The organism is Sulfitobacter sp. PR48 (assembly GCF_028807335.1).
Taxonomy (GTDB): Bacteria; Pseudomonadota; Alphaproteobacteria; order Rhodobacterales; family Rhodobacteraceae; genus Sulfitobacter.
In genome coordinates this window covers 1-20323 of record NZ_JARAMM010000032.1, presented here as the reverse complement: position 1 = coordinate 20323, position 20323 = coordinate 1, and the positions used below count along the sequence as shown (strand labels likewise).

15 protein-coding genes and 1 pseudogene are annotated in these 20323 nt (G+C 60.1%); 2 read left to right on the top strand and 14 right to left on the bottom strand.

What is annotated here, in order from left to right:
* Positions 1–77: 77 nt before the first annotated feature.
* From PVW51_RS23000 to PVW51_RS22975, 6 genes are all read right to left on the bottom strand, one after another.
* The gene (locus tag PVW51_RS23000) at positions 78–866 is read right to left on the bottom strand and encodes a KAP family P-loop NTPase fold protein (protein ID WP_274577963.1); all 789 of its coding nucleotides are present in this window, start codon (positions 864–866) and stop codon (positions 78–80) included.
* A 132-nt stretch (positions 867–998) separates the two neighbouring features.
* Positions 999–1907 (bottom strand): restriction endonuclease, encoded by a 909-nt coding sequence (locus tag PVW51_RS22995; protein WP_274577960.1) that lies wholly within the window; start codon positions 1905–1907, stop codon positions 999–1001.
* Positions 1904–3130, bottom strand: a complete 1227-nt coding sequence (locus PVW51_RS22990) for an ATP-binding protein (protein WP_274577958.1) — start codon at positions 3128–3130, stop codon at positions 1904–1906. The genes PVW51_RS22995 and PVW51_RS22990 overlap by 4 nt, the downstream gene beginning before the upstream one ends.
* A 235-nt stretch (positions 3131–3365) precedes the next feature.
* On the bottom strand, positions 3366–4631 hold the full coding sequence (locus PVW51_RS22985; RefSeq protein ID WP_274577955.1) for a hypothetical protein: 1266 nt from the start codon (positions 4629–4631) through the stop codon (positions 3366–3368).
* On the bottom strand, positions 4628–5275 hold the full coding sequence (gene scpB, locus PVW51_RS22980) for an SMC-Scp complex subunit ScpB (protein ID WP_274577953.1): 648 nt from the start codon (positions 5273–5275) through the stop codon (positions 4628–4630). The genes PVW51_RS22985 and scpB overlap by 4 nt, the downstream gene beginning before the upstream one ends.
* The gene (locus PVW51_RS22975) at positions 5272–6225 is read right to left on the bottom strand and encodes a DUF1403 family protein (RefSeq protein WP_274577951.1); all 954 of its coding nucleotides are present in this window, start codon (positions 6223–6225) and stop codon (positions 5272–5274) included. The genes scpB and PVW51_RS22975 overlap by 4 nt, the downstream gene beginning before the upstream one ends.
* Before the next feature lie 113 nt (positions 6226–6338).
* Here PVW51_RS22975 and PVW51_RS22970 point away from each other — a divergent pair, with 113 nt between their 5' ends.
* A complete protein-coding gene (locus PVW51_RS22970; protein WP_274577949.1) occupies positions 6339–7448 on the top strand; it encodes a tyrosine-type recombinase/integrase in 1110 nt (369 codons plus the stop codon).
* A gap of 12 nt (positions 7449–7460) precedes the next feature.
* Here PVW51_RS22970 and repC read toward each other — a convergent pair whose 3' ends face one another.
* The 4 genes from repC to PVW51_RS22950 form a co-directional block, all read right to left on the bottom strand.
* Positions 7461–8753, bottom strand: coding sequence for a plasmid replication protein RepC (repC, locus tag PVW51_RS22965; RefSeq protein ID WP_274577946.1), 1293 nt, complete (start codon positions 8751–8753; stop codon positions 7461–7463).
* Between the two features lie 241 nt (positions 8754–8994).
* Positions 8995–9942: a plasmid partitioning protein RepB gene (repB, locus tag PVW51_RS22960; protein WP_274577944.1), complete on the bottom strand. Its 948-nt coding sequence runs from the start codon at positions 9940–9942 to the stop codon at positions 8995–8997.
* 23 nt (positions 9943–9965) lie between these two features.
* Positions 9966–11150, bottom strand: coding sequence for a plasmid partitioning protein RepA (gene repA / locus PVW51_RS22955; RefSeq protein WP_174148893.1), 1185 nt, complete (start codon positions 11148–11150; stop codon positions 9966–9968).
* Positions 11151–11349: 199 nt separating this feature from the next.
* On the bottom strand, positions 11350–11688 hold the full coding sequence (locus PVW51_RS22950; protein ID WP_274577943.1) for a DUF736 domain-containing protein: 339 nt from the start codon (positions 11686–11688) through the stop codon (positions 11350–11352).
* Positions 11689–12284: 596 nt separating this feature from the next.
* Here PVW51_RS22950 and PVW51_RS22945 point away from each other — a divergent pair.
* The gene (locus PVW51_RS22945) at positions 12285–12620 is read left to right on the top strand and encodes a hypothetical protein (RefSeq protein ID WP_274577941.1); all 336 of its coding nucleotides are present in this window, start codon (positions 12285–12287) and stop codon (positions 12618–12620) included.
* Between the two features lie 130 nt (positions 12621–12750).
* On the opposite strand, the gene PVW51_RS22940 is transcribed toward PVW51_RS22945, so the two are convergent.
* From PVW51_RS22940 to PVW51_RS22925, 4 genes and pseudogenes are all read right to left on the bottom strand, one after another.
* Positions 12751–13662 (bottom strand): DUF2493 domain-containing protein, encoded by a 912-nt coding sequence (locus PVW51_RS22940; RefSeq protein WP_274577940.1) that lies wholly within the window; start codon positions 13660–13662, stop codon positions 12751–12753.
* 311 nt (positions 13663–13973) lie between these two features.
* Positions 13974–15020, bottom strand: a complete 1047-nt coding sequence (locus PVW51_RS22935; RefSeq protein WP_274577939.1) for a DUF7146 domain-containing protein — start codon at positions 15018–15020, stop codon at positions 13974–13976.
* A complete protein-coding gene (locus PVW51_RS22930; RefSeq protein WP_274577938.1) occupies positions 15017–19408 on the bottom strand; it encodes a strawberry notch-like NTP hydrolase domain-containing protein in 4392 nt (1463 codons plus the stop codon). Before PVW51_RS22930 ends, PVW51_RS22935 begins: the two co-directional genes overlap by 4 nt.
* A 516-nt stretch (positions 19409–19924) precedes the next feature.
* Positions 19925–20323: pseudogene (locus PVW51_RS22925) on the bottom strand (hypothetical protein); the annotation flags it as partial.

Below are 20323 nucleotides of genomic sequence, written 5' to 3'. Positions count from 1 at the left end.
TTTAAAGGCAAAATATCATATTTAAGGGCAAAGCAAGGCCGTTGATTTCGTTGGATTTCTCATCTCACAATTAAGGGCTACGCGACACCGGACGACAGCGGCAAATCAGGGAAATGGGACCTGACGGCGTATTCGATCATCCCCTCGTCGGCGGCAATGACAAAGGCTGCACCCGGTACAAAAAGAAACAGCCGGATCGCCTCAAGCGTCTCGATGGCGGTAGCGGGAAGGCATCTGTCCAGATCGTCCACGACAACGACGAGACGATCAATGTCGGCCGCCGTGAGAAGCTCCTCGAATTCTGACCTGAACGCATGAATGTGGGCCGGTAGGGTTTCGGCATCAGGGTCGTTGAGGCAATCCGTGACGTTTCTGACGTACCCTGTCATGTCGCCGAGGGTAATTTCGGAACTGTCGGCGAGGAGTTTCTTGCCCTGTTCCATAAGTCCACCGAGCATGTCCAGCGACGGAATACCTGTGAGACCGGTAAGTGCGAGGCCGCCGGCCTTGGATGCGACCTTCATCAGATCGACGCGTTTCAGCAGCTTCTTTGATGCGTCCTTCAGCTTTGTTGTGAGCGCCCTATCCCGCAACAATTGTTCTACGATCGTTTCGATGACAACGGTCTTTGCGTCTTCGAGGCCCTGGAAGAGCCAACCGTTAAACCGAACGACTGATGTCCGATCATCCTCTGAAAATGCTTCCTCCAGCATGAGCAACACGCTCGACTTTCCCGCGCCCCAATCCCCATGGACACCGACCGTGAGAGGTTCAGTCCCCGAGTCTCTGATCACTTTCGCGACCGTGGCCGAAACGGCCTCGGAGTATATCAAGTCAACGGCGGTCTCATTGTCAGGTATGATCATGGAAGTTCTTTTCCGTAAAATTTTAAGGTCTCAATACTTTCTCTTTCGCGCAACTTCTGTCTTGCCCGGCTCGCCATGCCCTGCCCCAGCATCTTTTCGCGCCCCCTTGGCCAATCCCTTTTTGGTTTGATCTCATGGCAGCAAATCCCGAACGGGGACGAATGCCTGGTTGGTCTCGGCCGCCCGGCGCAGCTTTTCGTCAAGAATATCGATCAACGAGAGACGGTTATGGACGACCTGATGTAGGTCGAGGCCATCAGCACAAATGATGTTAGTACGCCTACCAGTCCTGAAGGCCTTAAGGCCATCTTCTGAAAACCCAGAGTTACTGATGAAGAGGCCCCGCGTCCACGTCGCCTTGCCCGAGACCTTCCCGGAAAAGGTCAACAATTCGGCCTGCCCCGTGAGACCGGCCTGCCATTTGGCTTCGACGAGATAGGTCTCACCGTGCAGCTTGAAGCTTCCGTCAATCTGTTCGCCCGTAAGTTTGAAAGGTGATCGCGGCGTAAGCCCATATGCGGCAAAAAGTTCGGTGAGAAATCGTTCATACTCATACCCACGACGCTGTGGGGCATGTTCGAAGAGACCGATCAGACGGTCTGATAACGTCTTGGCCTGTTCGTCCGACACCGTTGCTGTCTTCGGTTTCGGGCTCACATCCGACTCGGGCAAGTCTCCCGGCAAGGATTCAAGGAACGCGGGATCGTTCAGCTCGGGAACCTTTAGTGACAAACGGAGGAGGAGCACGTTCAACGCGCCCACTTCTGCACGGGTGAGCGGCTCTCCCTTGCCTCTTCGCCAAGTTATCGATTGCCTTACGATCGACAGCAGCAGCGGGCTCAATTTGTGCCTTCTCTGACCTAATGTTGATGATAACAGCTGGACGATCGCCGGACGCTTGCTACCGCCAACCCAGAAGTCCTCGCATTGGACCTTCGCCGCTGCCAAAGGGAATGCGGTCCGGGTGTTACCGCTCCCCGGAAGGAAGTTGTAGAGCAGATCCGCGAGATCCTCGACGCATTGTTCCTCAACAAGGTTCATTGGCTACCCCACAGGCATGACAGCGGGGCCGCGAACATCTTCTCGCCGAATGGGACTACCTTGTCGTGATCATAGAGCACCATGCCTTGGACGAACTTCTCGCCGCAAGCGTCCGCCAGTTTACGCATTCCCGAAAAATCCGCCGCCGCAACGGTGGCGGAAGATTTCACTTCGATCCCGACCACTTCGCCTCGACGGTTCTCCAACACGATGTCGACCTCGTTCTTGTCCTTGTCCCGGAAGTGAGAAAACGTGCATCTCTGTTCGCTCCAACTGGCGATCTTTCGCAGTTCGCTGAAAACGAAGGTCTCCAGAATCGCGCCAAAACTCGTTTTGTCCTTACTGACTACGTCCGGCGAGATATCCCGCATCGCAGCAAGGAGCCCCGCATCGAGAAAGTGTAGTTTCGGCGACTTTGTGAGACGTTTCAGGCGATTTGTGAACCAAGGCTGGAGCGTGTGAACGAGATAGAGGCTCTCGAAGACGCTCACATATTTCTGCGTGGTGACATGGTTTAGGTCGAGGCCCGCCCCGATCCTGGTGTAGTTGACCAACTGCCCCGCGTGCTCGGCAAGCGCCGACATCAGTTTTGGCATGATGGCAAGTTGTTCGATCTGTGCGACGTCTCGGACATCTCGTTGGACGATCGCATCGAGATAGCCGTGATACCAATCCTGCTTTCGCGACCATCGAGCGCGACCAAGTGCTTCGGGATAACCGCCCGAAAGGACGTTTTCTATAAGGTCGTCCCCGACAATCATTTTACCGGTTTTTGGCGTTTGTCCCGCAAAGGCCTGATCAATAAATCTCGTTTTTGTCCCAAAGATCTCCGCCTGCGATAGAGGGAATAGCCGAACGACCTCCATGCGACCCGCGAGAGAGTCCGCCACTTTTGGTATGGTCATCAGGTTGGCCGAGCCCGTTAGGAGGAACCTGCCCGGTGTCTTGTCGTCATCGACTAGATTTTTGATGGCTAGCAGAAGGTCGGGCGCACGTTGAACCTCATCAATGACGGCGCGGTCCAATCCGCGAACGAACCCGACCGGATCATCGATCGCCGACCGCAAAACGTTGGCATCGTCCAGTGTCAGAAACGGGATCTTGTCCGACGCGATTTCGGTCGCAAGAGTCGTTTTGCCGGACTGACGCGGCCCCGATATGAGAACCACACGTGTGTCTGACAGTGCTTCTTCCACCCTGGCCTTGGCAAATCTAGGATACATAGGCGTGCGGCTCCTTTCGACCGGTTGAAAGTACACACACGACCGATTGAAAGTCAAGATTCGACTAATTGAAAGTGTGTTGGCGGCCGGCTGGAGGCTTGAACGCCGACCATCTGAAAGAGGAGCCCCGACCGATTGAAAGGCACCATCCTCTAACTCACTGGAGCGATCCTCCTCGGCTAAGTCCCTACCCGAAAACATTCTCACAGAGAGACAGGGAGCGAGTTATGTACTCTCAGTTGCGCAGCCGGACCTCGCGGTAGCGCCTGAATTCTTCGGCATCCATGAGCTGATGGCCGAATGCGTCCAGAAGCTCATTCCAGGCACCATGCAAGAATTCGATACGATTATCTGAAGTCCAGTTGGTACGCGTCTCATCACATAGGATCCCCGCCTTACGAGACCTCATGGGCCTATATCCCTGTTGAACCCTCCAGAGCGAACCCTTCATACCCTCGATTCCCAAGATCACTCGTCGGCGACCGGAGGCTCCGAGCGCATCAAGACAGGCTGAGCCACTCTCAAAACCTTTTGCCCAGTTCGAAAGCAAACGTGCATACGAGATGTAAGTCTTGCCCTGATCCTGCTCGAACGCCGTTCCGTCAGACATCCAGACCTCACCGGTTTCCTCCAGATAGGCCGCAAGGTTTCGGGCCTTACATGTCCCGTCCTCATCGCGACCAGCAAGCCAGTAGGTAATAAACCCCTGCTCACAGACGCCAAAATTCCCACCCCCCGCTCCGGCCGAGGGAGCTCTTAACCTCAAGCCGTCAGACAAATGCTCAACCGACGTGATTGACGGAAAACCGTTTGGATACCCTTCGGGAATGATACGAAGCCACGCGCGCGACAGCTGCCGAGGACGCACGCTGAGTTCCTCATCAAAGGTGTCCTCATGGGCTAAGGGCCATTCTGCCAGCCAAAGGCCTGGCGACTGCGGGTCGCTGGCAACTCCCTCGATCGGAACTGCGGCGCGTCGTTCACCGCGAACACCTTCCACGTTCGTCCGGATGGCGGCAGTCAGGTCGTCAGTAAGCGCCCTTCTGACCTCGCGGCGGATTGCCTTGCTTGCACCCTCTTCCAGTTCGTATGTCAGAATGCGTCGATGTCGTATATCGAACGGCAGATCTTCGACCGAAATCCCGCCCGCAGTATTCAAAACGGCAATTATTCTGCCAAAACCCAAAGTTTTGAGGGCGAAGCCGAGCTCGACCATGACGTTCGGATTGGGAAGGGCCTTGCCGCTCTCGGTCTTGGCGATTGGTGTGACGTCCGCAACCATGACAGCGCAGTCGGTGATCTTTTTGAAAATCGTCTGACTTATGTCAGCCATACCCGGTGTCGACCTAGTGTCATGATCCAAGTTGATCCGTGGCGCATCCTCGACATCGAGTAGATCGCTCACCCTATCGACGGCGACCTCGAGAGCATTTCGGAGAAACTGCCGATTGATGCTTGCGGGCAGGTCGTTCTGCCATGACCAAAAGACTGTATCACTCACCTGGTCTTGTCCTGAGTTTGCGAAGGTGAACCGCTTTCGTGCTTTAGGTCAGATGTGATCTCGATGTACGGCAAATCCCGCAAGCTCTGCAGATCGAACGTCACTAGGAAGGTCTCTGTTGTCACGAAGGTATGCGGCGCACCGGGTCTCGGCGACCGCGGCCCGCTCGCGATTAGGTCCTTGTAGCGCAGCCGGGCCAGCAGATCGCGGCTGACCTCCTTGCCGAAGATGTCGGCCAGCCCCGCACGGTCGATCGGCTGGTGATAGGCGATGGCGCAGAGCACGCCCATCTCCAATTCGGTGAAGGCCAACGACTGCTCACCAAGATCAGCGGCGGCCTTGATCGCGTCCGCGAACTGGGCCCTGGTCCGGAACATCCACCCGCCGGCTACCTGTACCAGCTCGTAAGGGCGGCCGGTCAACTCGGCCTGGATATCGTCGACCAACATCTCGACCGAGGCCCCCTGCCCCACGACGCGCGCCAGGTCATCACGCCCGACCGGCGAAGCGCTGGCGAAGAGCACCGCCTCGATCCGCCCCATCCATTCGCGCCAGCGCAACTCCGATGGCAGGTCGTCCAGTTCCCGGTCAAAGACGGCGCCGCCCTCCTTTGCAGGTTTCCGTTTCCTTGTCGCGACCGTCATGGTGCGATCCCGTAGAGCCGGAAGGTCGGTCGCCCGGTCAGTTCCCGCGCCACGCCCAGCTCGACCAGCCGGTCGCAAAACCGCCGCGCGGCCCGGTCGGTCATGGGGATCGACGTTCCACGAACGCGCGGCGACAGCATCGAGGCCGGTGCCACCGCATCCTCGGTCAGGAACAGATCGACGGCCGCGTCCGATCCTTTTGCTCGCAGTTTCGGCGCCACTGCGCGAAGGGCCTCGGCGCGGCGGGCAAGATCGCGCGCCAGTCGAACCGTCTCCTCGATGGTCTCGAGGATCCGGATCTGAAGCGCCAGCTCGGCCCCCTGCTCACCCGCCGCCAGATCGCGCAGCACGGTCTTGGTGAGACGCTGCGCCGAAACCGGCAGCATCGCCTTCCAGTTCAGCGTCCGCGCCAGGACGATATCAGACAGCGCGCAGGCGACCCGCTCCGCTCGGTCATCGGTGTCGAGCACAGCGCGCAGGGCTGCGACGCAACCCGACAACGGACCATGGGTCCGTGCGCGTTCCAATCCCACGTCAAGCCAAGCACCCACCTCGCCCGCGAAGTCCGCACCAATGAGGTCGGCGATCACGCCCGTCCGACCTGCCCGAAGCCGGACGCCTTCGCGCCATAACGCCAACAGATCGCCGTCGGGTCCCCGCGCCTCGCCCGGTGGCGTCAAATGGTAGGCGTCGCGGATATCAGCCGCCCGCGCCAAGCGGCCTTCAACTTTCGAGGTGGCGGTCGCCGCGCTCAGCGCCAGCCGGTTGGCGAGCAGTTTCACCGGCACGCCATGCCTAGGATCGGAGACCAGCTGGTCGAGTACTGTCAGCGCCGCCCCCGACCGAAACGCCACAGTTTCAAGGGTTTCGACACGACCGGAGGTGACCCAACCCGGCAGCTGCGGTAGGGTGCTCAGGTCGTCGGAGATGGTGGCGGGCTGATAGGTCATGCCACAACACTAGTCTCTGGCGGCGCTTTCATCCAGAAAATTTTCAACAAACCGCCGCACCTTGATGGATGCTATTATGTCCAATAAGTTTGCATTATCGGACACCAAAGAATATGCTCAGCGACATGTCAGAAAACAACGAGAAATCGATCTCAAAGCCGCCAAATGGGCCTTCGGTCAGCGAGAACAACGAGAGAGATCATCCCAGCAGCGAGGCTTTGAGCCTTCCTTCCTTTGTGGCTGGTTCAGGCACGCTCGATCGGCTGGTGGATACCGCGCGCGACTATGCGCGCGCCGCGGCCTCGGACAATACGCTGAAGGCCTATGCGAAAGACTGGGCGCATTTCGCGCGCTGGTGCCGGAAGAAGGGCGCGGAGACTCTGCCCCCGTCGCCCGAAATGATCGGGCTCTACCTTGCGGACCTGGCGTCCGGAACGGGCCCCTCCCCTGCCCTATCGGTCAGCACCATCGACCGCCGCCTGTCGGGCCTCGCCTGGAACTATGCGCAGCGCGGCTTTGCCCTCGATCGCAAGAACCGCTATATCGCCACCGTGCTGGCCGGGATCAAACGCAAACACGCCCGTCCGCCGGTGCAAAAGGAAGCGATCCTGGCCGAGGACATCCTCGCGATGGTCGCTACCTTGCCTTACGACCTGCGCGGTCTGCGAGACCGGGCCATCCTGCTCCTCGGCTATGCTGGGGGCCTCCGACGCTCAGAAATTGTCAGCCTCGACGTGCACAAGGACGACACGCCGGACTCGGGCGGCTGGATCGAGATCTTCGACAAGGGCGCCCTGCTCACCCTCAATGCCAAGACCGGCTGGCGTGAGGTCGAGATCGGACGCGGCTCGAAGGATCAAACCTGCCCCGTGCATGCGCTCGAACAATGGCTGCACTTCGCCAAGATCGACTTCGGTCCAATCTTCGTCGGCACCTCACGCGATGGCAAACGCGCCTCAGAAACCAGGTTGAACGACAAGCATGTCGCGCGCCTGATCAAGCGCACGGTTCTGGGCGCCGGCATCCGGTCGGACCTGCCTGAGAAAGACCGCCTGGCGCTGTTCTCCGGCCATTCGTTGCGCGCCGGTCTCGCCAGCTCCGCCGAAGTCGACGAGCGCTACGTCCAGAAGCAGCTTGGCCACGCCTCGGCCGAGATGACCCGCCGCTATCAGCGGCGCCGCGACAGGTTCCGGGTAAACCTGACCAAAGCCGCCGGTCTCTGAGCCCCTGCCCTATCACGCCGCCTGCCCACTGAGCCTACCATAGAAGCTGCGCTCGAGATGCAGCTCCCCTGCCCCGGCCTTCTCGACCATGCCCCGCAGATAGCCGCCCGGCGAGGCAACCTCGCCCGCACTGTGCTTCTCGAAGACGAGGGCAAACGCGGCCGTGGCCACCTGGGTGCCCATTCGGTCCTGCGCCACGTTCCAGGCATGCTCAGAGATCCCGATCATCGGCCTGAGTTGACCGGCAACCCGGTGCAGATCGCCCCAATCCTTCAGGAATCCACCCAAATTCCGCGCCCAGGACGCAAATTCTGGGCAGGCCTGCATGATTGTCGGCAGATCGAGCGCTGTGCGCTTCTTGCGCACCTCGGCAACCCAGTCTTCCAGCTCCCTATCGACCCGCTCTTCGGGTGGCGCATTGGGCACCACACCCGCCGCTTCCTCTTTTTCAGAGGAATTACTAGTTACAGGATTAAGTTGGTTTGTAATTAGTATATGAGGTTCGGAAATGACCCCCCTGGGGTTCATTTCTTGAGTCTTCTTCGTGACTTGGGCGTGTTTATCATCGGTGTTTTCCACAGGTTTTGTCGCAACAGTCGCCTTAAGATAAGCCGCCTCGACCCGTTCTTGGAGTTCCTTGAACCATGCCAATAGCCGCTCCAACTGCTCTGAAGCTTCATGACGGCGCGGAAGTCGGTCCAGAAGCTCCTCGAAGAGCCCCGTGAACTGCGTCCAGGGCCCGCGCAGCGCGCTGCTGACGGCTGCCTCGATCCGCGCGCGGATCATGCGGCGTGCCACGGTGATCTGACGCTTCAGGCGTTGGCAGAGCTCGCGCTCGGCCTGCAAATCGGCATGAAGCTCCTCGAACTCATCGACACGGGCTGAAAGCGGCGACAGATCGAAGCCATAGGCCTCGACGATGCGTCCCTCGGCGTCTCTGCGGCCCCACCGCTTGCCGTTTGGGCTGTCCTGGAAGGAGATCACGCCGATCTCGGCCAGTCGCCGTGCATGGCGCTTGAGCGCGGAGAGCGAGAACCCGGTCTGCTCCATCAGATAGGCGTTCGACGCCCAGACGATCGGGCGCTGGCCCTCCTCCCAGTCCTGGGCTTGGGTAAAGGCCCCGAGCGTGTCGAGGAGCATCATGTCTCCGGCCTTGAGGCCAATGTAGGCTCCTACCCGCTTCACGGCGACGAACGCCCGTGTTTTGGGTATAGCTACCTGTTCACCGGCTTGGGCAAGCTGCTCTGCGGCAGCGAGACCTGCTGAGGCTTTGCGCCAACCGGAGGGCTGCCATGCGATGGACATACCTCTCTCGTGCTGAGGCGTGCCTGCCTCAGTCGCTCCAGACGGAGCACCACTGAATTTTTCCATACTTTGTCAGCAGACAAAGAAATCCCGTTCGCTCAGAAGCGTTTTCTCTTGTATGGCGATTCGCTGGCTGCTAGATTCTAGGTGTCTAATCTAAGAATTGCGCTCTGCGCAGCAGCCCTCGAAGCTTCGGTTTCGGGGGTTTTCTTTGTTTACCTTTCCTCCTTTCTGCTCGTCCTCACTTGTCATCCTCCGAGTTTACATCTGTAAATTCGGTGTAGGATCTCTTGATGATGTCCTCGAGGTTGCTCTCAAGCCAGCTTGCGAACTCGGCACTTGTGCCGGACTTCTTCACCGAAAGAGACACGCTCCCTCGGCTTGCTTTGATGACAACGCCATCCATCGGCGTAATCTCACGAGTACCGCTGGACACTTTCGTTCCGCGCTTGCTTGCTTCCTTGATCAGCGCTTCCAACCGCTCATCAGACGTCGATGAGGTGCTAGTTTTGGCCAGCAAATTGAGCGCGATCTTCTCCGTAAGCTTCCGCTCGAGGAACAGCTCGGCCAAGTCCGTCCACCTCGGCCGGCCGGACTTGGGTGCCGAACCAATCAGGTCTCCGACTCTGGACGGGACATTCTGCGTCACCTTCGTCAGGTGCGAATGGCCTGATGCAGAAAGATTCAAAACTTGGCGCACCGTCGCGCTTTCGTGCCCCGCGGCTTGGATAGCTTCAGCAAAGCGCGCCTTTTCATAAAACGAGAGGTTGCGACGCGCCGCATTTTCCAGCCCTTTGGCCAACAAGGCCGTGGCGTCATCGACATCCTGAACGTTGGCACGGACTTTAATCCCGAGCTCCCGGCAAGCTTTTAATCTGCGGCGACCATAAATCGCTTCGAAGCGCCGCTCGGCAGCTTTGGAGCGCCGAACAAGGATTGGCACCTGTTGACCGCCTTCACGGATGCTGTTTTTGAGCGCCTCAAAACCCTCATCGTCATCCTCGGCGTTTACAGCTGTAAACTCATCCAACCGATCCTGGGGACCCCAATCGTCGATCAGACCAGGATCGATCTCGCGGATAGACGCAAGTGACCCCTGAAGAGCCCCTAACGCAGGCGCGCTCGTCTTGGGGACCCTCTCGGCCGAAGTGCTGCTGGAACGCGCGATGGTATTCGCGATGCCCGACATATCTCGAAGGGATTTCCTAGCCATTATTTACGTCCCCATGATTGGTGGATCATGACTTCCACTTCCTGTCCCACAGCATCCATTGAGCCTTTCGCACGATCGTAGGTCGCTCGGGTCATTTCCGAGCGCACAACCTCATAGATGGACTGCTTGAGCATGGTCGCGTCACTGATTGCAGTGCTCTTGAGAGCGGTCGCAGACATGACGCGGTCTTGGAAAAGCGCACGCATAAACGAGGTCAGCTGCTGTGAGGGAACATCCGTCGGCTCATCCCGAGTGATCAGGAATTTGAAGTGATCATACTGCAGCGTCGCGCCTGCATCCTCGATTACCCCCATGTAGGCCCCGGCGAGTTCGAGGAACTGAGCGGTCGACGAAACATCCAACATCGAGGGAGTTAGAGGTACAATCAGAGAACTCGCTGCGGCCATTCCAGCGATCGTCAAGAAGCCCAACTGGGGCGGACTGTCCATCAAGACAAGGTCGAAATCATCCTCAACTTGGGACAATGCATTTCGGATCCGCGTAAAGAACGGCTGGTCAGGGTTCGAATGGACTGCAGATTCAGTCTCGAACTCAGACAGCATTAGGCGCGACGGCGCAATAGAAAGCCCCGGGAAGTAAGTGGGAACAACGACATCGGCCATGCTGACCGGATCGTCGTAGCGGATCGCGTCATATACAGTCAGCCCATCAAACTCGATTTCCGGGCTGATGCCGCACATGGACGTGAGTGATCCTTGAGGGTCAAGGTCAACGACCAACACTCGATAGCCGCGTAGCGCGAAATAATGCGCAAGATGGATACTCGTGGTGCTCTTGCTCGAGCCGCCCTTGAAGTTCATCAACTGCCATATTTGCAGTTTCTCATCACCAGACCGACGCGGCAGATACCGTCCTTTCTTGCGTGATGACTTCTCTAGGATCTCGCGTGCATCCCAAATCTCTTGCGCCGTGTAATAGCGCCGCCCTCCACGAATATCCTCGGGCTCTGGGATCGTTCCCTCTGAGTGCACCTTTCGCATGAACTGACCGGAGACCCCAAGAAGTTCTGCCGCCTCAGGTGCCGAAAAAGACCGTAGCGTTTTGGTGCTATCTGGGGCAAAAGCTGAAAGAAGATGCTCCCGGATGGCGGCGTTCAACCGCTCGGAAATTTCTGTCGCGAGCGCTGAAGGCTTCTCGTTTGCCAGTGGTGTCACAGGAATCATCTAGTTGCCCCAAATTCGAAAATATGGCCTTTTTCACGCCACTTGGGGATAAAAGCCGTGATTCACGGCGCTAAGTCAAGAATTTTCCTCTATATAGTGTCTACTGAAGCACGAAGAGACTACATGCACGGACCGGACTTATTCTGGAGTTTACAGCTGTAAACGGGTTGGCAGAGGCGAACCCCTGCCAAACCTTCGCTTAGGCGGCGTCTTTGGGCCCCCAGGGGATGATCGCCTGCAGGGACAGATCGTCCTGGTTCGCGGCCTTGCCGAGGTTGGCGTTGAAGCCATGATCGCGGATGGTCAGCGTGTAGTAGTCGGCGCCGGTCTCCTTGTTCTGCTTCTTCCAGATGCCGCCGCACTCGACCAGCTTGCCGCGCGGGGAACGGCCGAGGACGCGGTGCGTGGGGGCCATCGGGTTCGTGCTCGCGACGGGTTCGACCGTGATGTCGAGGTCGAAGGTCAGGGTCGAGATGGAGCCTGTGCCGTTGGCGGTTTGGATGTCGGTGCTGGTGAATTTGATGCAGTTCGTGGTCATTGCTCTTCTCCTTGTTTGCGTTGCAATGATGGTCACCTTGCAGCTGGCCAAGGCCCGGCCACACCGAAGGCGGAGCGTAAGCTGGAGAGGGGCAGGCGCCGGTCTTTTTGGTCCGCGAGGAATGACCTGCAGGGTCAGGGGAAAAAGATCGGTGACAACCCTTGTGGACGGGTCGACAGCTGCGACCAGCATGTCATGCAACTCAGACATCGGGAGAAGCGCGGTGGCCACGAATGAAGGTAATGAACTGCCGACAGCCAAGAACGTCGAGGCACTCCTTGCCCAGTCATGTCTGATCCTTCGATACGCTCCGCGACCTGTGGGAACTCGACACCGGACTCCGTTCGGTTCCTTGGACCGGTTTGCCGGGGCCTCAAGCAGAAAGTGGTCTGGCCGGTTGAAGGTGATAAAAGCCAGCACGAATACATGCGCACCGTTTCCCGACTGCTGCAATCCCCGGTGCGTTGCGAACTTCAGGGATGTCTCGTATGCCATCGCGAAATTCAGCAAACGCACGCTTGCGACTCGGAACCGAGGCAAATGCCGGCCCCGCTCCAGTCCCGTTGCGTGTCAGCATATGTGAAGAGGATAAGCGGTTGGACGGCGCTACCCCGAATGTGATTACCGAGGATGGCCTGCGCGATCTGCTCTCGAAAGGCTACCTCATCGAGGTATCCTGCAAACAAACCGCAGAGAAACGCCATAACAGCTGGTACGGCTCCTGGGTCGTGTACGCGGTAGCGGTGGACGGCCAGGATGCTAAAATGCTTGTCACGAGCCGCAGCGTCTTCAAATTGCGCGTGTTCAAGACGATCGTCGGCCTCGTCAGTTTTCTCGCCGACATGGGGTGCCTCTCGGCGAATATCCCGCTGATCGCGGGACGACGTGAGCGTCACGAGGCTTCGGGAAGTCCCGCGACAGCGACCAGCTAGAAATGGTCATCCACACCCTCGGCAGTCTGACAGACCAAATCTCGCAGTACTGGGCCCCTCAGCGAACTGATCGAGCGGGACCGCGCAAGGCGCCCGTCTGTTGCTTCTGTTGCTATGGAAGAACCGGGGCCTAAGCCCCGATCCTCTTGATGCGGATCCCGAGCTTGCGGGCCTTGTCGACGATGTTCTCGGTGATGCCAGAACCGGGGGTTGCGATCAGCCCTTGGGGCATGGTCTCGAGCATCTTGTCGTTGCGCTTGAAGGGAGCGGCCTTGCCGTGGCTCTTCCAGTCGGGTTTGAAAACCACCTGGGTGACCCCACGGGTATCTGCCCAGCGGGCCGCGATCATTTCTGCACCTTTGGGCGTACCGCCGTGCAGGAGCACCATGTCGGGATATTTGGCGTGGGTGGCGTCGAGGACGGACCAGATCAGATCGTAGGCGTGATAATCCCCGCCCGAGAAGGCGATCCGCGTGCCTTCGGGGCAGTGGACCTCTGTCTCCTTGCGCCGCTTGGCCGATAGATAGGCCCGGCTGTCCACCACGGCGGAGGTGAGACCGCGATGCGAGACCTTGGACCCGGTGCGGGGCAGCCAGGGCGACCCGGTGGCGGCCGAGAAGTGGTCCACGGCCAGATCGCGCATCTGCTCGAAGGCGTCGCGATGGTCCCAGAGCTTGAGCCCGATCATCTGGTGGCGCTCGAGCTCGACCGAGGCGACCTCGGAGCCGTCCTGGATGGCCAGACTTTCCCGAACCTCGAACTCGTTGTCGTCGAGGAGCTTCTGGATATGGGTCAGCCGACGATGGAAGATCGAGGTCAGGGACCAAAGCATCTCTTCGAGATTGTCTTCCAACTGGCTGCCGGTGAGGAGGCCGATGGTGGTGTCAAAGAGGGTCGCCATGGCAAGCTCGACCTCGTCGGGCTGGGGCAGGGGGCGATGATCGGTCTCGCCGGGGCCTGGCGTTGCGCCATGAAGTGCGAGGTGGTCGAGGATGGCGGAGGTCACGCCGGTTTCCTCTTGGATGTATGTCTGATGGGGCATGGTCTGGTTCCTCTGTTTGATCTGACCCGATTTGGATGGGGCGATAACAGGACCGGCGGCGACCGGGCCGCATCCGTGAGGATCGGAGCGCAGCGGAGAATGCGCCGCGGGCCGGAAAATTGTTCCGCGAGGAATGCCCCGCCACGGTCATGTGGTGGGGCAGGGGAATTTTCTGGTTCGGGGCGCATTGCTGCCCGGGCGAGGAGCACTCTGCTCCGACCCGCCGGTCCATCGCTCCCCTTTTCCAAACGGGATCAGATCGAACCAGCGGAACCTTTGCCCCCTCAGTCACCACGAGAGGAGGCTGGCGCTCACCCGTCCTCGATCTCCAGACCTTGCTCTTTCATGGCCTCGAGCAGGGACCGGCGCAGCACATCCTTGCCAAAGGCCCTCAGATCGTCGTTGAAATCGCCCAAATGCGATACGAGTTCACCACAGGTAATTCCTTGCGACTCCAGTTGGTTACGCAATCTCTTTGATGCGCTCCGTCCAACTTCGTCATTGTCCCGCGCGATCCAGATGCGCTTGATCCTCGGCGGCGGGATGAAGAGGCCGAGATGGGTGGCGGTGAGACAGGAGGCGAGGTCGAACTCCGGGAGAGCCGTGCCGACCGAGAGGGTATTCTCGAGACCTTCGCCGACGATGAGATCGTTGCGGCTCGTGCCAGACCAGAACCGGATGGCATGGCCATGCAGCTGCCCGAGGATCCGTTTCGGGCTCTCGATCGCGGCCAGACCGCCGGTGGACGGGTCGAGATAGACCCTTGCGCATCCGGTGATCTGGCCCCGATTATCGGTGATCTTCGCGAGCAGGGCAGGGGCCTTTTGCGGCAGATCGGAGTCGTCCTCGCCTTGCCACAAAAAAACCCGGGGGTGATAGCGCAGGGCAGGTCCAAGCTGTGTTATCCCGCGCCCCTGCAGATAGGTGGCGGCCAAGGTGCCAAACACCGGCTTGCCTGCGGCAAAGAGTTTGCGCGCCTGAGCGATGCGTTTGCTGGGGGCTGCATCCGGGCGCTCAGCCCTTTGGGTTTCACGAGGTAAGGCGGGGCAGGGGGCCTCGCCGAGGAAGGACCGGGCCTCCCTCAGCGTTTCCTTCAGCGTGACCGACCCAAGCCGTTCCTGCAGCAGGTCAATCAGGTCGCCATATTGCCCCGTCGCGTAATCGGTCCAGAACCCGGCCTTGCGCCCACCCTGCGCGTGGAGCCGGATGGCGAGGCTCTGCCCCTTGGAGCCAGAGGTATCGCCAACCTGCCAATAGTTGCCCTGCTTGCACCCCTCGGGGAAATACTGGCGGCAGAAACTCTCGGCCCGGTCTGCCAGATCGGCCGAGAGGTCTGCGATGCTGCGCCGCGTGCTCATGCGGCTGTATCCGCTGTGCTGGCGCCAACCGGATGCTCGGCAAGAACCCGTGCAAGAACGTCAATGCCGTCCACCGGGATGAACACCCGTGTCTTCCACTGGATCACCTCGGTGAAACAGCCCAAGGCCTTCAGACCTGGCATTGCCGCGCCCGACGCACCAATGAGCTCGAGCCTCGGCTGTCCCATGACCAACGACCGGCGCAACTGGTAGCCGCCAAGCAGGCTGAGGGTCGTCTTCGCGTCCATGACCGCGCCGAAGACCTCCTGGGGCGTCATATCGATCTGACATTCGAGGCCAAGGCGCGCATAGACGTTCAAGAGCTGTTCCTGGCTGACCAAGCGACCGATGGCGCGTTCCCCGTCTTCGGTTTGAAGGCGATAGATGCGCATGTTATCGGCGGGCAGCCGGTCCCAGATCGGCAGAAGAAGCCCGCAGATCAGCGTGATCTTGGAGGTGGTGAACTCCGGCACTGCTTCGACCTCGGCCTGCCAGAGCTGTTCGAACATCGCATCGTCGACCTCTTCCCAGTGTGATTTCGAGACCTCGGAAAGGGCGAGGATCTCGTTCGCCATGGGCCGCAGGAGCTTCACCCGCAGGATTGGCACGCCGTCTTCATCCATGAAGGCCGGCGCTTTCACCATCAGCGCCGCGCGTTTGGAGGAAGTGTTCCAGCAAAGCGTCGCACCCTTCGTATCAGCGCAGATGGCTTTGACGCGGGGCAGGGTGAGCGGATCGTTGCGATCAGTCCGCTCGACGGTGAGCGCGGTGGCCGTTGCCCCCGTCGCCTCATGCTCGAAGATGACCTTCCGATCGACAATCTCGAATTTCTCGGCGCGCAGGGTCTCAAGGCCGACATCCAGCGTGCCAGCCTGGCGTGCGTCTTCAATGATGGCCAAAAGGAACCCGCCGAAGGCCTCGAAGATCGCGTCCTGCATGTCGATCCGGAGCGCGAGGCAGCGGTTCAGGAACTGCTGGATCGGCGGCAGGTTTTCTTTCATGGTGCCATCCGCCTCATCAAGCGTCAGCCCGGTCATCTCCTGGAACTTCGCATAAGAGCAGGCCTCGATCTTGCCTGCGCGCAGCTTGTAGAAGAACTGCCGCAGCGCTGCGCGGGCGTAGGGGCTCTCGAGGTTATCTTCCGCGCGGAACATGTTCTGCCCGCCGGTCTCGCGTTGCCCTTTGGTAATGGCGCCAAGTGTGTCGAGGCGGCGGGCGATGGTGGAGAGAAACCGCTTTTCGCCCTTCACGTTGGTCGCAACCGGGCGGAAGAGTGGTGGCTGCGCCTGGTTGGTGCGGTTGGTGCGTCCCAGCCCCTGGATCGCATTGTCAGCCTTCCAGCCGGGCTCCAGCAGGTAATGCACCCGCAGGCGCTGGTTCTTGGCCCCCAGATCGGCGTGGTAGCTGCGCCCGGTGCCACCGGCATCAGAGAAAATCAGGATGCGCTTGGCATCATCCATGAAGGCTTGGGTTTCCCCGAGATTGGAAGAGGCAGGGCGGTTCTCGACCTTGAGCCGCCCTTCGCGCGTCTTCACGATGCGCCGCTTGCGCCCAGTGACCTCAGCCACAGCGTCCCCGCCGAAATGCCAGAGGATCTGGTCGAGCGCGCCCTGCACCGGAGCGAGGGCCCCAAGATGCTCGATCAGATCATCCCGCCGCCGCTCCGCCTCGCGGCAGATGATGGGATTGCCATCGCCATCGAGGGCGGGGCGCGAGCGCAGATCGCCGTTCTCGTCGGTGTAGGGCTCGAAGAGCTGCGTCGGGAAGCTGTGCATCAGGTAGTCCATGATGTTCTCGCGCGGCGTAAAATCGACCTGCAGGTCGTCCCACTCCGAGGGAGGGATCTCCTCGAGGCGCCGTTCCATCACCGCCTCACTGGTCGAGACCACCTGGATCACCGCCGAATGACCTGCCGCCAGATCTGCTTCGATGGCGCGGATGAGCGAGGGGCATTTCATGGCCGTGATGAGATGGTTGAAGAAGCGCTGCTTGTTGCTCTCGAAGGCCGAGCGGGCGGCGGATTTCGCCTGGGAATTCAGCGCACCAGTCTCGGAGGAAATTCCCGAGGCTTGAAGGGCGGCCTCAAGGTTGTTGTGAATGATTTGATAGGCATCGGCGTAGCTGTCATAGATCGCGACCTGGGCAAGGGTCAGCTCATGCACCAGCATCTCGTATTCGACCCCGGCATAGGAGAGGGACCGCGCGAGATAAAGCCCGAGCGCCTTCAGATCGCGCGAGATCATCTCCATGGCGGCAATGCCCCCGGCTTCCATCGCGGCAACGAATTCGGCCCGTGTCACGAAGGGGAAATCCCCGGTGCCCCAGAGCCCGAGCCGGGAGGCATAGGCGAGATTGCCAACGACCGTCGCGCCAGTGGCCGAGACATAAAGGACGCGGGCATCTGGCACGGAGTTCTGCAGTGCGAGGCCAGCGAGGCCCTGCTGGGACGCCTTCTTGTCGCCGCGGTCGGACTTTTCGCCAGCGGCATTCGCCATGGCGTGACTTTCGTCGAAGGCGATAACTCCATCGAACCCGTCCCCGAGCCAGGACGTCACCTGATCGAGGCGGGAGGCTTTGCCCTCGCGTTCAGCCGAACGCAGCGTGGCGTAGGTGACAAAAAGGATGCCTTCGGTCAGGCGGATGTCGCTCCCCTGGCGGAATTTTGAGAGCGGCACGATATCGCTTTCGCGCCCCCCGAGCGCCATCCAGTCGCGCCGCGCATCCTCGATGAGCTTGTCGCTCTTCGAGATCCAGACCGCGCGGCGGCGTCCTTGCAGCCAATTGTCGAGGATGATGCCCGCGACCTGCCGCCCCTTGCCGCAGCCCGTGCCATCGCCCAAGAACCATCCCTTACGCAGGCGGAAGGCACCGTTGTCGCCCTCAGACGCTGCCATCAACTGGCCTTCGATCTCGCCGCGCTTGAACCAGCCCTTGAGATGCGCCTCATGCGCATTGCCTGCGCAGATCACGCTTTCGAGCTGCGGCGCGGAGAGAAGGCCGTCCGCCACAAGGCTCTTCGGCAGGATGGGACGATAGGTCGGCACGGGCGGCGGCACCGAGGCCATGGCGGCAGACTGCACCAGCGCTGTCGGATGTTCCGCCGCGCCGTCGATCCGGATCGCCTGAAGATCATAGGCTTCGTAGACCGTATCCTGCAGCGCACCGTCGGGTTCACTCCAGGCTTTCGGCTGGTAGTCGAGGGGGGCCGTCTCGATGTCGTCAAAGGGATGTTTCGCGCGTTCTTCGGCAATGGCACGGGTTTCTTTGCGTGCTGCGTTGCGCAGGGCGTGCAGGTATGTACGCGTCGGGCCAGACGGAACCGACAACGCCGAACTAGTAGGGCAGGGCGGGGGGCTGCGGCGCTCCGGGCAATGGGTCAGAACTGACGCGAGGAGATCGCCCGTGGCCGGGCCGAACGGACGGTAGACAGCCTCGATGTCGCCCGGCGCTGTCTCTTGTTCACCAGCCGCGCGCTTGTCGATCACCGTCAGCCGCGTGTCGATCGTGGTGCCATGCCGCGCGAAGACCTTGCCGTCGATCGCGGCGGAGAACACCACATCGGCGCTTTGGCCAATCCGCTGAAACGTCGACTGGAAGGATTTCGTCGAGGGTCGGAAGCTCTCGCCCGTGATGACGACAAGCCGCCCGCCCGGCGCGAGGCGCGTCAGGGCGGAGAGGACATGCTGGCTGGTAGCCTGCCGGAACTTACCCTCGACATGGTTGGCCGCAGAAAACGGCGGGTTCATCACGATGACAGAGGGCGTGATCGACCTATCCAGCCGGTCGTCGATCGATGCGGCATCATGGTCTGTGACGACGGCACCTGGGAACAATTCCCTCAGCAGGGCGCGGCGGGTCTCCGCGAGTTCATTCAGCGCCAGGCGAGCGCCCGCAATCCGGCCAAATATCGCCAGCATGCCGGTGCCAGCGGATGGCTCGAGCACCAGATCGTCGGCTCGAAACCCCGCCGCCTGGGCCACGATGGACGCAAGGGGCAGAGGGGTCGAGAATTGTTGCAAGCGCACGCTGTCCTCAGAACGCCGCGTGTGGGACGGGGCCAGCCCGGCGAGGCGCTCGATCATGGTGAGGAAGGCCTGCGGTGAGGCGGCCTGACGCTGCATCAATGCGCCGTAGCGCGAAAGCATCAGGATCTGCGCGATCTCGGCAGCCTCATAGGCGTCTTTCCAAACCCAGGCACCGCTGGTGTCGCTCGCGCCGAAGGCATCTTCCATTGCGGTGCGGAGAACGGCGGCGTCGATGGTTCTGCCTGCCTCGAACAAGGGGACGAGGATTGTCGCAGCCTGCATCAGGTTTTGGGCGGAACCCGAGGAATCCGCCAGGGCAGGAGCTTCGGGCGCAAGAGGGACGGAATTAGGGTGAGCGTTCATCGGCAATCTCCGGGGTTGAGGGTTGGCCCCAAGCCCCGAGCGCACTCTCTCACCCGGGAGGGGTCACCCCTCCCGCCCTGTCTCTCGCTCTTTCATGGCATTGCTGATCTCCGCTTTAGCCTCGGAAAGTTATCCCCAGAATCTGGGGATGGTGCTGTAGGCGCTGTCGCGGAAGTCCTTGTCAGCTCGAAGCTTCATCGGTGCGCCCAAGTTTTGGGCAAGGTGCCACTTCGGCTTCCAACTAGTGTGCACCTCATTGACCGAACGGCGACCGACAAACCGTGGACAACCTTCAGAAAGAGCTCTGAAAACGAAAAAGGCGGCATCCGGGAGGAGGTGGATGCCGCCGATTAGCTTTGATCGGTTCAGGGAGGAGGAGAGAACCGGTCACATGCAAAACATAGTGCTCATGCTGCGACCGCACAATAGCTGCGCCATGAAAATTCTGCATTGCGGCAATGCGGATCCACCTGGGCTCTGCGCAAAGATGCGGTCATTTCCAACTCGTCCCAGCCTCTAAGGGAGAGCCTGCGCTTGAGCGGCAGCGGAATCGCGTGTTTGACCCGGCAAAGATGTGGGCACCGCCTCCCGCGCCTCGGGCAAACAGCCCGTCTCATAGTCGCCAACGAATCCCCAGCAGGCGTCGATCTCCTCGCCATCCTGCTCAATGACATAGCCATAGACCCGACCGCCAAGATAAGCATCGTAGGTGACGATTTCACTGCGCAGGATGTCTTCAGCCTTTTTGCGCACTGCTTTGGTGACGCGTTTCACACCGAACTCCCTCCGAACCGCCTCAAGCGTCACATAGACATACCCAACTTGGCAGGAATCCCACGGGCAGTGAAACCCGATGGTGTTCATCGCGAGACCGGAATGATCGTAGAGAAACACGGGCAGCAGGATTGCCTTGCG

Coding starts and splice junctions, on each gene's coding strand:
- PVW51_RS23000 (WP_274577963.1), bottom strand. CDS start 866: ATGATCATACCTGACAATGAGACCGCCGTTGACTTGATATACTCCGAG.
- PVW51_RS22995 (WP_274577960.1), bottom strand. CDS start 1,907: ATGAACCTTGTTGAGGAACAATGCGTCGAGGATCTCGCGGATCTGCTC.
- PVW51_RS22990 (WP_274577958.1), bottom strand. CDS start 3,130: ATGTATCCTAGATTTGCCAAGGCCAGGGTGGAAGAAGCACTGTCAGAC.
- scpB (WP_274577953.1), bottom strand. CDS start 5,275: ATGACGGTCGCGACAAGGAAACGGAAACCTGCAAAGGAGGGCGGCGCC.
- PVW51_RS22975 (WP_274577951.1), bottom strand. CDS start 6,225: ATGACCTATCAGCCCGCCACCATCTCCGACGACCTGAGCACCCTACCG.
- PVW51_RS22970 (WP_274577949.1), top strand. CDS start 6,339: ATGCTCAGCGACATGTCAGAAAACAACGAGAAATCGATCTCAAAGCCG.
- repC (WP_274577946.1), bottom strand. CDS start 8,753: ATGTCCATCGCATGGCAGCCCTCCGGTTGGCGCAAAGCCTCAGCAGGT.
- repB (WP_274577944.1), bottom strand. CDS start 9,942: ATGTCGGGCATCGCGAATACCATCGCGCGTTCCAGCAGCACTTCGGCC.
- repA (WP_174148893.1), bottom strand. CDS start 11,150: ATGATTCCTGTGACACCACTGGCAAACGAGAAGCCTTCAGCGCTCGCG.
- PVW51_RS22950 (WP_274577943.1), bottom strand. CDS start 11,688: ATGACCACGAACTGCATCAAATTCACCAGCACCGACATCCAAACCGCC.
- PVW51_RS22940 (WP_274577940.1), bottom strand. CDS start 13,662: ATGCCCCATCAGACATACATCCAAGAGGAAACCGGCGTGACCTCCGCC.
- PVW51_RS22935 (WP_274577939.1), bottom strand. CDS start 15,020: ATGAGCACGCGGCGCAGCATCGCAGACCTCTCGGCCGATCTGGCAGAC.
- PVW51_RS22930 (WP_274577938.1), bottom strand. CDS start 19,408: ATGAACGCTCACCCTAATTCCGTCCCTCTTGCGCCCGAAGCTCCTGCC.